A 12,398-nucleotide genomic window follows, 5' to 3' on the forward strand; every position below is an offset into this window, starting at 1 on the left:
TCGGGCGAGAGCCGCAATGGCTGCGGCCGCCGAGGCGCGCGCCCAGGCCGGCGTCGCTCGCGCGCATGCCGCCCGCGAGATGGCCAATGCGCGGGTGCATATGGCCCAGGGCGCCGAGCAGATGGTCGCCGGGGCGCAGCATATGCGCGAGGAGTCGGCGCGCCTGCGTGATCCGGCGTATCGCGCGACGCAGATCGAGCGGGCGCGGGAACGGGGTGACACCGTCACCGACGCTGAACTGCAGGCCCTGTCGCCGCGTCTCGCCAACCAGGCCGACCAGCTGGAGCGCCGGGCCGTCGAGCTGCGCGAACGCGCCGCCCGCCAGCCGTCCTGATTGAGCGGCGTGTCCGCCCGTTCCGGGGTCGCCGGAGCGGGCGGGCCGTCAGCTGTGTTGGGCGTCCCACCAGCGCACGGCGTCCGCGTCGCGGGCGCTGAGCTCGGGATAGTCGGGGTCGGAGCCGACATCCGGCACGCGCCGCCAGGAGCGGGCGCATTTGGGATGATCCGCGAGGCGGACTTCAACAGTCACCGCTTCGCCGCCGACGATCAGTTCGGCGCCCGACGTGCGGAACACCTCGGCGGCGTCGAGACCTTCGAAAGAGACGAAGGCTGAGGCCGGGCCCGTCACCACGGGCCAGGCGTCGAGCGCGCCGCCGATGGCCTTCTCGCGGCGGGCGGCTTCCAGCGACTCATTGACGACTTCCAGAACCGTCTGGACGCCTGCCCACCGCGCAGCCTCCGCCACATTCCGCCACTCAGCCGGCGTCTCCGGGATCACCCGGGCGCAGTTGGAGCCGCCGTCCGGATAGCGCGTGCCCCAGGCCTCTTCCATGGTGAAGGGCGTCAACGGCGCGAGCCAGGCGGTCAGGCGCATGAAGACCTCATGCATGACGGTGCGGGCCGCGCGGCGGCGGATCGCGTCGGGGCGGTCGCAGTAGAGGCTGTCCTTGCGGATGTCGAAATAGAGGGCCGACAGGTCGTTGGAGCAGAACTCCAGCACCGGGCGGACGACGTCCTGGAAGCGGTATTCGGCGTAGGCCTTGCGGACGTCGCGATCGAGCTCCCACAGCCGGTGCAGGATGAAGGTCTCCAGCGGCGGCATCTGGTCGAGCGGCAGGCGCTCCGCCTCGTCGAAGCCGACCAGGGCGCCGAGCAGGTAGCGGACGGTGTTGCGCAGCTTGCGATAGGCGTCGACCGTGGTCTGCAGGATCTGCTTCCCGATCCGCTGGTCCTCGGCGTAGTCCACCAGGGCGACCCAGAGGCGCAGGATGTCGGCGCCGGATTCCTTGATGACGACGGCGGGGTCGGTGGTGTTGCCCCGCGACTTGGACATCTTCTCCCCGTTCTCGTCCTGGGTGAAGCCGTGGGTCAGGACGGCGTCATAGGGGGCGCGGCCGCGGGTGCCGGCGCCTTCGAGCAGGTTGGACTGGAACCAGCCGCGGTGCTGGTCCGAGCCCTCGAGATACAGGTCGGCGGGCCAGTGCGACGGGCGGTCGCCGGTGTAGCCATGCGCCGGATCGCGCGCCTCCAGGGTGAAGGCGTGGGTGCAGCCGCTGTCGAACCAGACGTCGAGGATGTCCTCGATCTTCTCGTAGCGGGCCGGGTCATGGGCGCCGAGGAAGTCGGCGTCGGGGCGGGTGAACCAGGCGTCGGCGCCGCCTTCGGCCACCGCGGCGGTGATCCGGGCGTCGACTTCGCTGTCGATCAGGGGCTGGCCGGTCTGTTTGTCGACGAACATGGCCAGCGGCGTGCCCCAGGCGCGCTGACGGCTGATCAGCCAGTCGGGCCGGCCCTCGACCATGGAGCGGATGCGGTTGCGCCCGGCCTCGGGGTGGAAGGCGGTCCTGTCGATGGCCTCGAGCGCCCGCTCGCGCAGGGTCCCGTCGTCATCGAGCGGCGCATCCATGCGGATGAACCACTGCGGCGTGTTGCGGAAAATGATCGGCGCCTTGGAACGCCAGCTGTGGGGGTAGGAATGCTCCATCCGGCCCCGGGCCAGCAGGGCGCCGGCCTCGATCAGCTTGTCGATCACGGCGGGGTTGGCGGGACCGAATTTGCCGGTCTTCTTGCCTTCGGTCTCCAGCACCTTGAGGCCGGCGAACAGGGGGACGTGGTCATAGTAGGCGCCGTCGGGATCGACGGTGTCCGGCACCTCGTGATGGCCGTGAGCCTTCCAGACCTCGAAGTCGTCGGCGCCGTGGCCGGGAGCGGTGTGGACGAAGCCCGTGCCGGCGTCGTCGGTGACATGGTCGCCGGCCAGCAGGGGCACGGAGAAGCCGTAGCCTGCCGACAGCTCGGCCAGCGGATGGGCGCATTCCAGGCCCGAGGGGTTGAGGTCGTCGACCCGGGTCCAGGTCGCGATCTTCGCGACCTTGAAGACCTCTTCGGCCAGTTTGTCGGCGACGATCAGCCGGTCGCCCGGTTTGGCCCAGGGCTCGAACTCCAGCCCGGTCTCCATGGCCGTGACCTCATAGAGGCCATAGGCGATCTCGGGGCCGTAGCTGATGGCGCGGTTGGCCGGGATGGTCCAGGGCGTGGTGGTCCAGATCACGACCGAGGGCGTCGCGTGGCGGAAGGCCAGCAGTTCGTCGGGATGGTCATCGGTCGCACCCGTGACAGGGAATTTGACCCAGACGGTCGGGCTGACGTGGTCGTGGTATTCGATCTCGGCGTCGGCCAGGGCGGTGCGCTCGACCGGCGACCACATGACGGGCTTGGAGCCGCGATAGAGCTGGCCGGAGTTCTTGAACTTGTGGAATTCCGCGACGATGGCGGCTTCGGTGGTGAAGTCCATGGTCGCGTAGCGGTGGTCCCAGTCGCCGAGCACGCCCAGCCGCTTGAACTGGTCGCGCTGCACGTCGATCCAGCCGGCGGCGTATTCGCGGCAGGCCTGGCGGAACTCGGCCTTGGAGACCTCGTCCTTGCGCTTGCCCTGGGCGCGGTAGCGTTCCTCGATCTTCCACTCGATCGGCAGGCCGTGGCAGTCCCAGCCGGGGACGTAGTCGACATCGTTTCCGAGCAGGAAGCGGCTGCGGACGACGAAGTCCTTCAGCGTCTTGTTCAGCGCATGGCCGATGTGGATGTCGCCGTTGGCGTAGGGCGGGCCGTCATGCAGGACGTAGAGGGGCGCGCTCTCGGCCTGACGCTGTTTGCGCAGGTCGGAATAGAGGTCGCCCCAGGCCTCGATGATCGCCGGTTCCTTCTGCGGCAGGCCGCCGCGCATGGGGAAGGGCGTCTCGGGCAGGAAGACCGTCTCGCGATAGTCGCGGCCGGAAGGGGTGTCGGAGGCGTCAGCCATGAAGTCTCGTTTCGTGTGTTGAACGTTCGCGTGGATTTCGCTCCGCTATCGCTCGCCGCTCGGCGGCGCTGCTTGAGCGGGGTCCCGACGTGCGCGAGGCGACAGCCCTGCGGCGCTACGCCGGGCGGCTAATCGAAATCGGGCGAAACACGCGGACGGTCATGGTGCGAACGGTCTAGCAGACGGGGAGGGCCGGACGCCACCCCGCGCCGACAGGATCGACGGGTTGGCGGGGGCGCGACTGAGGCTTGCCAGCGCCGGGCCGGGCCGGGATAGTCGGCGCCAGACCGGAGGTTCCCATGCGCCTGTCCCTGATCGCCATCTCCGCCTTCGCCGCGCTGGCCGCCTGTTCCCCGTCAGGGGACGAGGTCGTCGAACCGGCCGATGCGCCGGCCGCCCTGCCGCCGGGACGCCCCGCCATCCATGAGGCGGCGCGGGTCGGGCCCGAGGCATTCGTGCGGGCCCTTTACGCCGTCCACGCCACGCCGGGCGCGAGCATGGGCGAGGCGCCGGCGGCGGGACAGGACCCGATCTACGACCGGATGCTGAACGCCATGATCGGCGCGGACTTCGCCAAGGCGGCGGGCGAGGTTCCGACGCTGAACTATGATCCGATCTGCGACTGTCAGGATAGCGGGGGCTTTACGCTCGATTCCGTGACGGTGACCCAGTCAGGGCCGCAGGCGGCCGAGGCGGCGGTGGTGTTCACCAATATGGGCGAGACGAAGCGGCAGACGCTGAAACTGGTCAAGGAAGGGCCGATGTGGAAGGTCTCGGACGTCCTGGTTCCGGGCCGGCCGGCGCTGACCGAGCAGCTGATGGCCGCCATCAGCTGAGCGCCGCCCGCGCCGCCGCAGCGTCGGCGTCGATCTGGACCTTGAGGGCGACCAGGCTTTCGAAATTCATCTCGCCGCGCAGGAAGGCGACCAGATCGGTCTCGACCGTCCGGCCGTAGAGGTCCTCGTCGAAGTCGAACAGCCAGACTTCGAGCAGGGGTTCGTCGAGGGCGTACATGGGCCGCACGCCCAGGCTGGCGACGCCGTCGACGAGGCGGCCGTCGGGTAGGCGGGTGCGGGTGGCGTAGATGCCGAAGGCGGGCCGCATATAGTCGCCCATGCGGACATTGGCGGTCGGGACGCCGATGGTGCGGCCGCGCTTGTCGCCGTGGATGACCTCGCCCTCGATGGCGAAGGGACGGCCCAGGATGGCGGCGGCGCGCGGCATATCGCCGGCCTTGAGCGCCTCGCGGACCCCGGAAGAGGAGAGTTTCAGCCCGTCCGGATCGTCGACGCGGTCGACGACGGTGACGCCGAAGCCCAGCGTCTCGCCCTCGCGGCGCAGGCCCTCGGCGGAGCCGGTGCGGCCCTTGCCATAGGTGAAGTCGAAGCCGACGGCGGCATGGGCGATCCCGAGTCCGTCGCGCAGAACCTCGCGGGCGAAGGTCTCGTCGGTCATGGCGGCCATGCCGGCGTCGAAGGGCAGGAGATAGAGCCGGTCGACGCCGAGCGGGGCCAGGGCGCGCGCCATCTGGGCGCGGGTCATCAGGCGGAAGGGGGCGGCGTCCGGCTGGAACCAGCGGCGGGGGTGGGGATCGAAACTGACCACGGCCAGGGGCGCGCCGAGGCGGTCGGCGGCGGCGCGGGCCTGGGCGATGACCGCCTGATGGCCGCGATGGACGCCGTCGAAGGCGCCGATGGCGACGGCCGCGCCGCGCTGCCGCTCGGGCAGGTCGCGCCAGTCGGAGACGATCTCGACCAAGTCAGTCCTTCGCGGGGCGCCGGCGGCGGGGAACGCGGACCAGGGCGACCCCGTCCATGACCCGCTTGCCGTCGACGAAGCCCTCGCAGTCCAGTTCGACGCGGGCGCTTTCCGGATCGACGGATTTGACGCTGACGCGGACCAGAACGGTTTCGCCGATCCGCACCGGCATGTGGAAGCCCAGGGTCTGGGACAGATAGATGGCCCCGGCGCCGGGCAGGATGGTGCCGACGACGGCCGAGCCGAAAGAGGCCGTCAGCAGGCCGTGGGCGATGCGGCCGCGATAGGCGGTTTTCGAGGCGAAGGCCTCGTCCATATGGACCGGGTTGAAGTCGTCCGAGGCCTCGGCGAACTGCTGGATGCGCTGTTCCGTGACGAGGATTTGCGTCTCCGCCGTCATGCCGACGTGGAGTTCCTCGAGGATGTAGCCGCCGGAGGGGTGTTTCGTGACAATTTCGGTCATGGCCCGGCCTTAGCGCGATTTGCCTTTGAGCGGGCCATTTTTTGGATTCAGGCCGAAGCGACCTGAAGCAACAATGGCCGTGGTCACCACGCCAGATCGAGCGCGGCGTAGCGGGCGTACGTTGTCTCGGCCTTGAGGAGGTCGGCGGCGCGGGCCGGATCGAGGCGGCCGTGGGGGCCGCGCGCGGCGTCGCCGTGGATGCCCTGGGCGATGAAGAGACAGTCGAGCGCCTGACGATTGGCGCCCAGAACGTCGGTGACCACGCCGTCGCCGATACACAGCACGCGGGAGCGATCGACCGGGCGGCCGAGCAGCCGCTCGCCCTCGGCCAGGGCCAGGCCGTAGATGGGGTCGAAGGGTTTGCCGGCCATGGTGACCCGGCCGCCGAGGCTTTCGTACAGGTCGGCGAGGGCGCCGCCGCAATAGATCAGCCGGTCGCCGCGCTGGACCACCCGGTCGGGATTGGCGCAGATCAGTTCGAGTCCGCGGGCGGCACCGGCGGACAGGCGTTCGCGATAGTCCTCGGGCGTCTCGGTCTCGTCATCGACCGGGCCGGTGACGGAGATGAAGACGGCGTCGGCGGCGCCGTCGGCGATCTCCAGGCCGAGGCCGTCATAGAGGGGCCAGTCGCGGTCGGGGCCGATGATCCAGGCGGGACCGGGCGCGCGTTGCGCCAGTTCGTGCCGGGTGGCGTCGCCCGAGGTGACGACGGCGCGCCAGGAGTCCCGCGGCACATCCAGGGCGTCGAGCTGGACGACCACGCCGGGCGCTGGCCGCGGCGAGTTGGAGATCAGGATGACGTGCCCATGGTCACGGTTGAACCGGCTGAGGGCCTCGCAGGCCCCGGGCCAGCTTTCGCGGCCGTTGTGGATCACACCCCAGACGTCGCAGAGCAGCAGGTCATAGTCGGCGGCGATGTCGGACAGGCCGGAAAGGGCGTGGGGGAGGGTCATTCAGGGCTGATAGCCTTTCGGAGGGGGGCGGTGAAGCGTCTCCCTCCCCTTCATGGGCGGGGGGTCGCGAAGCGACCGGGTGGGGAGGTGTGAAGCCGGGCGCGGTCCGTGCGGGACTGGCGTTCCCCACCCGGGCTCGCCGTCCCTCCCCATGAAGGGGAGGGAGAACGACAGCGCGGGACCCATCGCCGCTGCGCATCTCTTCGCGCGGAATGACGACAGCAGGAGAGGAACACCCCCGTCCGCCCGGCGTTCGACCTGCGGGGCCAGAGGGAGAGACGGCATGCGTTCGATTCTGACAATGACCACGGTGGCGGCCTGCGGGCTGGTGCTGACGGGGTGCGCGACGATGCGCGACGACTACGCCTCGGCCTGCGAGCGGGACTACGCGCGGAACCGGGAGTTTGCGACGGGCGCCGGCGCGGCGCTGGGCGCGGCGGTCGGGGCGGCGGTGGCCGGCCGCGACAACCGCGAGGAGGGGGCCGCCATCGGCGCCATCGCCGGGGCCCTGATCGGCCGCGAGCTGTCCGAGGAGGAGGATCCCTGCGGCTACGGCTTCGGCGGCTACAACCGCGATTACCGCTACGGCCGCGAGCGGGTCTATTGGCGGGAAGACGGGCGGCGCTGGTAGGCGTTCACTCGAAGCGGAGGCCGACTTCGTCCCCGGACTGCCAGGCCACGACGCAGGGGCGATCGACCGAGGCGATCCGCAGGGTCAGCGGACCCGTGATCTGAACACCGGTGGCGGCGGTCAGCCTGACCTTGGCGCCGCCGTCGGTGAGGTTGCGGATCACGACGTCGGCGCACTCCCGATGCATGCCGTGCAGAATCTGGCCGCGCATGGCCACGCGGGGCCGCGGGCGCCGGCGAGCGTCGGCAGTGGGGGCGTCGGGGGCGGTCATGACCTTGGCAGTGTAAGGGAGACGGTCGGGGGAGGGGTTAAGAGGTGGGTTACCTTCTCCCCTCGAAGGCTAAGGAAGGCGTCGGTGGGCGATGTATCACAACGATCGCCAGCGTTCCCTCTCCCTACCCGAACCGCCGCCTCTGATCCGCGCTGCGCAGGGTCGAGCGGATGAAGTCGGCGGGCGGGTCGGTCTCGGCCAGCACCGCTTCCTTGATGGCGCGGGGTTCGCCGAAGAGGTGGCCCTGGCCCATGGAGATGTCGAGTTCGAGGATGTCGACGATCTGGCGCTCGCTCTCGCATTTCTCGGCGATCAGCTCGATGCCGTAGCGGCGGGTCAGGCCGGCGAAGTCGGCGGCGGAGATGTCGCGCAGACTGGGCAGAGCCGAGGCGCCGTCGAGGTCGAGCAGCTGTTCGATCAGGAGATCGGCCGCCACCTTCATGAACTTGACGTCGGACCGCTGCAGGTCGGCGAAGTCGAGGTCGAGGGTCTGGACCTTGTCGATCGAGAAGCGGAAGCCGAGGTCGGCCAGCTTGGCCATGTTGCGGGCCTCGACCGCGCCGCGGGCGTCGAAATTGGCCTGGCCGAGTTCGAAGATCAGGGCCTGGTTGAGGTCGCGGTTCTCGCTGAGGAAGTCGAGGAACTGGGGGAAGAAGGTCTCGTCGCCGAGCGAGGACAGGGCGACGTTGCAGAAGACGCCGACCTTGCGGTCCTGACGGGCCAGGCGGCGGACGATCTGGGCGCAGCGGAACAGCAGCAGGTTGTCGATGGCCGGGACCAGGCCCTCGCCCTCGGCGACCGACAGGTATTCGGCCGGCATCATGATGCGGTCGTCGGAGGCGCGCAGGCGGGTGAAGCTTTCGTAGAAGATGGTCCGGCGCTGGGGCAGGGAGACGACGGGCTGGAGGTAGAGATCGACGCGGTTCTCGGCCAGGGCCTCGTGGATGGTGGCCAGCAGGACATTGGATTGTTCGCGGTGGCGGGCCTCATAGGGATTGGTCGGCTCCGGCTGGGCCGCGCGATGTTCGAGGGTCTCGCTCATCTGCTGGATCAGGGTCTCCAGCATGCGGACCTCGCCCGACAGGGCTTCGTTGGAGGTCACCGCGCCGGACTCGATGGCCTGGGCCAGTTCGGTCAGGGCGCCCTGGGTCGACTCCATGGCGTCGGCCAGCAGACGGTGGGCCTCGCGGACCTGCTCAATCTCGTTGCGCAGCGCGATCTTGTCGGCGCGGCCGGTGATGCCGACGTGGACTGCGACCATCAGGCCCATGGTGGCGATAGCGCCCGCGGCGCCCGCGCCGGCGCCGAGACCCGCGCGCCACACGAAGGCGCCGACCGTCAGGGCCAGGAAGAGGTAGCCGAAGAACAGAAAGCCCTGGGTGAGTGCGCGCATTGGAAACGGATGGTCCGTCTTCCTGGATGGAATCGCTTGAGTATCGGGGTATCACGGCAAATCGCCTAGGCTTCCCGCACGAATTCTCCCCACTCTTCGAGGTTAACGATGGAATTGTTCGATCTGAGCGGCAAGGTCGCGATCATCACCGGCTCCTCCAGGGGGATCGGCAAGGCCATCGCCGAGCGGATGGCCGAGCACGGCGCCCGGGTGGTGATCAGTTCGCGCAAGCCGGGGCCGTGCGACGAGGTCGCTTCGGCGATCAACGCCAAATACGGCGAGGGCCGGGCCATCGCCATTCCGGCCAACATCGCCTCGAAGGAAGACCTGCAACGGCTGGTGGACGAGACCAACGCCGCCTTCGGCAAGATCGACATTCTGGTCTGCAACGCGGCGACCAACCCCTATGCGGGGCCGATGGCGGGGATCAATGACGAGCAGTTCAGCAAGATCCTGCAGAACAACGTGGTGTCCAACCACTGGCTGATCCAGATGGTCGCGCCGCAGATGCTTGAGCGGCGTGACGGATCGGTGATCATCGTCTCGTCGATCGGCGGGCTGCGGGGCAATGCGCTGATCGGCGCCTACAACATCTCCAAGGCGGCGGACATGCAGCTGGCCCGCAATCTGGCGGTCGAGTGGGGGCCGTCGAACGTGCGGGTCAACTGTATCGCGCCCGGCCTGGTGCAGACCGACTTCGCCAAATATCTGTGGGAGAACCCGGAGCTGCTGAAGCAGGTCACGGATCCGGCGCCGCTGAAGCGCATCGGCCAGCCGGATGAGATCGCGGGGGCGGCGGTCTATCTGGCCGCGCCGGCCTCCAGCTACATGACCGGCCAGACGCTGGTGGTGGACGGCGGGATCACCATTGCCTGGTGACGAGCCCAAACGGGTGAGCTTCCGCCAGGATCTGATCTGGCGGCTGGAGGCTGCGGCCTTCGCGGGATTCATCGGCCTGATGCGGCTGCTCGGCGTGGAGCGGGCGTCGGCCCTGGGCGGCTGGCTGCTGCGGACGCTGGGTCCGAGGACGGGCACCCAGCGCACGGTGATGCGGAACCTGCGCATCGCCTTTCCCGACATGCCCCAGGCCGAGCGCGAGGCGCTGGCCCTGGCGCAGTGGGAGCAGACGGGCCGGGCCTTCGCCGAGACGGCGGTGATGGACATTCTGGTCAAACAGGGCCGGATCGAGGTGGTCGGGCTTGAGCGGCTGCACGCCATTCGGGACAGCGGAAAACCGGTGGTCTTCGTGGGCGGCCATTTCGCCAATATCGAGACCCTGGCGGCGACCATCACCGGCTCGGGCGTGCCGTGCCAGATCACCTATCGTGCGGCCAACAACCCCTATGTCGACGCCCAGATCATCGCGGCGCGGGCGCGGTACGGGGTGAAGCTGTTCGCGCCCAAGGGCGGGGACGGGGCGCGGGAGCTGCTGGCGGGCATGGCGCGCGGCGAGTCCGTGGCCCTGATGAACGACCAGAAATTCTCGGAGGGGCCGGAGGTGACCTTCTTCGGCCAGCCGGTCAACGCCGCGCCCGGACCCAGCCGGCTGGCGCTGCGCTTCGGAACGGTGCTGCAGCCGATGTCGGTGGTGCGGCTGCCGGGGGTGCGGTTCCGGCTGACCGTCTATGACCCCATTGAGCTGACGCCGACCGGCGACCGCCAGGCCGACATCGTGCGCGGCGTGCAGGCGATCACCCGCTTCATCGAGGATCGGGTGCGCGAGAGTCCGGTCGACTGGTTCTGGGTCCACAAGCGGTGGCCCGACCGGGTCTATGCCGCGCTGGAGTCGCCCTTGGCCTGATCCGAGGCGCGGCGCAGCGGCCCCTTGTAGTTCGACGCGGTGGACCGACGCCGGTCGGGGCCGAAATAGCCCTCGGTCTTCACGAACGGGCGCGGCTTGAAGATCACCGCCTGGATGCGGTCGAGGATGGCCTTGGCAGTGATCGGCTTGACCACGAACTCCGTCACCCCGGCGTCGCGCGCCTCATAGACGCGGCTCTTCTCCGAATGTCCGGTCATCATGATGATCGGCAGATAGGGATTGACGCTGTCCGGGCTGTTGCGGACCAGGCGGGTGAACTCCACCCCGTCCAGCGGAAACATGTTGAAGTCGACGATGGCCAGGTCGATCGCCTGCTCGCGCAGCATTTCGAGCCCGGCGGCGCCGTCGGCGGCCTCACGCACCTTGCGCACGCCGGCCGACTGCAACACGGCGGACGTAATCGCCCGCATGTGCTGGTTGTCGTCGACCAGCAGAACCTGGAGTGCCTGGAGAGAGGACATGAGTCGGGGCCGTGCCGGAATCGGCGGGAGAGCGGTCAATTTACGGAGCGAATCGCTATCCGTCCATGACCGATCATTGTTCAGTCAGAGGGGTAACCGGTTACGCACTTTCAGGTTTTCACCAGCAGCGACGGATCGAGGTTGCGGTCGCGCCACTTCATGCGCCAGCACAGGTGCGGACCCGTGGCCCGGCCGGTCATGCCGACGCGCCCGATCGGGTCGCCGCGCCTCAAATCCTGGCCCGCCGCGACATCGAGCCGGGACTGGTGGAGGTAGGCGGTGATCAACCCCTGGCCGTGGTCGATCAGGATCAGCCCGCCCTCGAAATGCAGCCCGGGCTGGGCCAGCGCGACACGGCCGGCGGCCGGCGCGCGGATCACCGTCCCCTGCGGCGCCGCCAGATCGATGCCGTAGTGGGGCCGCGCCGGCGTGCCGTTGAGGACCCGCTGGCTGCCCCAGCGGCTGGTGACGCGGAAGCCCTCCAGCGGCCAGTCGAAGCCGTCGCGGAAATGGTCGGCGTCGATGCGGCTGGCGAACCCCTCGGTCTTGAGCACGATCTCCTGCTGGATGCGGGCCAGCAGTTCGGGGTCGGAGGGCTCGACGGTGGAAGGCGGCAGGCCGTTGACGCTGGTGCTGGGAAACTGGCCGCGGGCGATGTCGAGGGTGCGGCGGGCGGTGCGGCCGTCGAGCCGGGCCTCGATCTGGACGCTGCCGGCCGCGTCGCGGTCGAAGCCGATGATGAACCAGCCGTCGGCCGAGGCGGCGGTGAGGGATTCTCCGTCGATGAAGACCAGGGCGCGGGGCCAGGTCCGGCCCAGGGCATGGCCGCCCTGGACGAAACGGCCGGTGAGGCTCAGACCCTCGTCATCCCGCGCGTGCGCCGCACCGGCGGCGATCAGGGCGCCGGAGCCCAGAACGACACCCCGGCGGTTCAGGATCACGCGACCTGGCCCAGTCGCTGGAAGGCTTCGTCGGGACCGGCATAGGCCTCCTGAAGACTGACCGACCAGTAGCGCAGCGTCTCCAGCGGGATGGACTTGCCGCTGACCGCGCAGGTGACGAAGCGGCCCGGCTTGAGCACGGCGTATTCGCCGTCGCCATAGTGGAGGGTCGCCTTGGCCGTCTGGGTCCTGGACATGGACGCAGGCTAGCGTGGCCTTGGACGGGGCGCTACGGCTTTCGCGTTCAGAACAGATCGCCCTGGCCGGGCGGCGGGACCCTGGCGCGAGGCGGGGCAGCCGGCGCCTTCTGCAGCGGCGGCGGGGCCTCGCCCCCGTCGATCCGCGCGCCGCGCGATCCATCGGCGAAGACGAGCCGGACCGCCTGACCGTCGTGAAGGGCGGCGGCG

13 protein-coding genes and 1 pseudogene are annotated in these 12,398 nt (G+C 69.5%); 5 read left to right on the forward strand and 9 right to left on the reverse strand.

Annotated features, from left to right (window positions below; genetic code table 11):
- Positions 1-334 (forward strand): annotated as a pseudogene (locus tag QQJ79_RS13145) (M56 family metallopeptidase); the annotation flags it as partial.
- A gap of 48 nt (positions 335-382) precedes the next feature.
- Here QQJ79_RS13145 and ileS read toward each other — a convergent pair.
- Positions 383-3,298, reverse strand: coding sequence for an isoleucine--tRNA ligase (gene ileS, locus QQJ79_RS13150; protein WP_284223375.1), 2,916 nt, complete (start codon positions 3,296-3,298; stop codon positions 383-385).
- 299 nt (positions 3,299-3,597) lie between these two features.
- Between ileS and QQJ79_RS13155 the strand changes: the two genes are divergently transcribed.
- Positions 3,598-4,134, forward strand: a complete 537-nt coding sequence (locus tag QQJ79_RS13155; RefSeq protein WP_284223376.1) for a DUF3828 domain-containing protein — start codon at positions 3,598-3,600, stop codon at positions 4,132-4,134.
- Here QQJ79_RS13155 and QQJ79_RS13160 read toward each other — a convergent pair.
- The 3 genes from QQJ79_RS13160 to QQJ79_RS13170 form a co-directional block, all read right to left on the reverse strand.
- The gene (locus tag QQJ79_RS13160) at positions 4,127-5,056 is read right to left on the reverse strand and encodes a bifunctional riboflavin kinase/FAD synthetase (RefSeq protein WP_284223377.1); all 930 of its coding nucleotides are present in this window, start codon (positions 5,054-5,056) and stop codon (positions 4,127-4,129) included. The two genes, QQJ79_RS13155 and QQJ79_RS13160, sit on opposite strands and share 8 nt — an antisense overlap.
- A gap of 1 nt (position 5,057) precedes the next feature.
- Complete coding sequence (locus QQJ79_RS13165; RefSeq protein WP_431307601.1) at positions 5,058-5,519, reverse strand: MaoC family dehydratase; 462 nt, start codon at positions 5,517-5,519, stop codon at positions 5,058-5,060.
- Between the two features lie 83 nt (positions 5,520-5,602).
- The gene (locus QQJ79_RS13170) at positions 5,603-6,472 is read right to left on the reverse strand and encodes a TIGR01459 family HAD-type hydrolase (protein WP_284223378.1); all 870 of its coding nucleotides are present in this window, start codon (positions 6,470-6,472) and stop codon (positions 5,603-5,605) included.
- A gap of 283 nt (positions 6,473-6,755) precedes the next feature.
- On the opposite strand from QQJ79_RS13170, the gene QQJ79_RS13175 reads away from it, so the two are divergent.
- A complete protein-coding gene (locus QQJ79_RS13175; protein ID WP_284223379.1) occupies positions 6,756-7,103 on the forward strand; it encodes a glycine zipper 2TM domain-containing protein in 348 nt (115 codons plus the stop codon).
- A 4-nt stretch (positions 7,104-7,107) separates the two neighbouring features.
- Here the strand turns inward: QQJ79_RS13175 and QQJ79_RS13180 are convergent, their stop codons facing one another.
- On the reverse strand, positions 7,108-7,374 hold the full coding sequence (locus QQJ79_RS13180; RefSeq protein WP_284223380.1) for a PilZ domain-containing protein: 267 nt from the start codon (positions 7,372-7,374) through the stop codon (positions 7,108-7,110).
- Between the two features lie 124 nt (positions 7,375-7,498).
- A complete protein-coding gene (tipF, locus tag QQJ79_RS13185) occupies positions 7,499-8,767 on the reverse strand; it encodes a flagella assembly cyclic-di-GMP phosphodiesterase TipF (RefSeq protein WP_284223381.1) in 1,269 nt (422 codons plus the stop codon).
- Between the two features lie 108 nt (positions 8,768-8,875).
- Between tipF and QQJ79_RS13190 the strand changes: the two genes are divergently transcribed.
- Together QQJ79_RS13190 and QQJ79_RS13195 are read left to right on the forward strand one after the other, a co-directional pair.
- On the forward strand, positions 8,876-9,646 hold the full coding sequence (locus QQJ79_RS13190) for an SDR family NAD(P)-dependent oxidoreductase (RefSeq protein ID WP_284223382.1): 771 nt from the start codon (positions 8,876-8,878) through the stop codon (positions 9,644-9,646).
- A gap of 13 nt (positions 9,647-9,659) precedes the next feature.
- Positions 9,660-10,568 carry a lysophospholipid acyltransferase family protein gene (locus QQJ79_RS13195; RefSeq protein WP_284223383.1) on the forward strand — a complete coding sequence of 303 codons (909 nt, stop codon included), beginning with the start codon at positions 9,660-9,662 and terminating at the stop codon, positions 10,566-10,568.
- On the opposite strand, the gene QQJ79_RS13200 is transcribed toward QQJ79_RS13195, so the two are convergent.
- The 3 genes from QQJ79_RS13200 to QQJ79_RS13210 all read right to left on the reverse strand — a co-directional run bounded on the left by QQJ79_RS13200 (position 10,538) and on the right by QQJ79_RS13210 (position 12,188).
- Positions 10,538-11,050, reverse strand: a complete 513-nt coding sequence (locus tag QQJ79_RS13200; RefSeq protein ID WP_284223384.1) for a response regulator — start codon at positions 11,048-11,050, stop codon at positions 10,538-10,540. The two genes, QQJ79_RS13195 and QQJ79_RS13200, sit on opposite strands and share 31 nt — an antisense overlap.
- Before the next feature lie 110 nt (positions 11,051-11,160).
- Positions 11,161-11,991, reverse strand: coding sequence for a M23 family metallopeptidase (locus QQJ79_RS13205; protein WP_284223385.1), 831 nt, complete (start codon positions 11,989-11,991; stop codon positions 11,161-11,163).
- Positions 11,988-12,188, reverse strand: coding sequence for a DUF2093 domain-containing protein (locus QQJ79_RS13210; protein WP_284223386.1), 201 nt, complete (start codon positions 12,186-12,188; stop codon positions 11,988-11,990). The genes QQJ79_RS13205 and QQJ79_RS13210 overlap by 4 nt, the downstream gene beginning before the upstream one ends.
- Positions 12,189-12,398: the final 210 nt, after the last annotated feature.

Origin of the sequence: Brevundimonas denitrificans (assembly GCF_030160755.1) — a bacterium.
GTDB lineage: Bacteria > Pseudomonadota > Alphaproteobacteria > Caulobacterales > Caulobacteraceae > Brevundimonas > Brevundimonas denitrificans.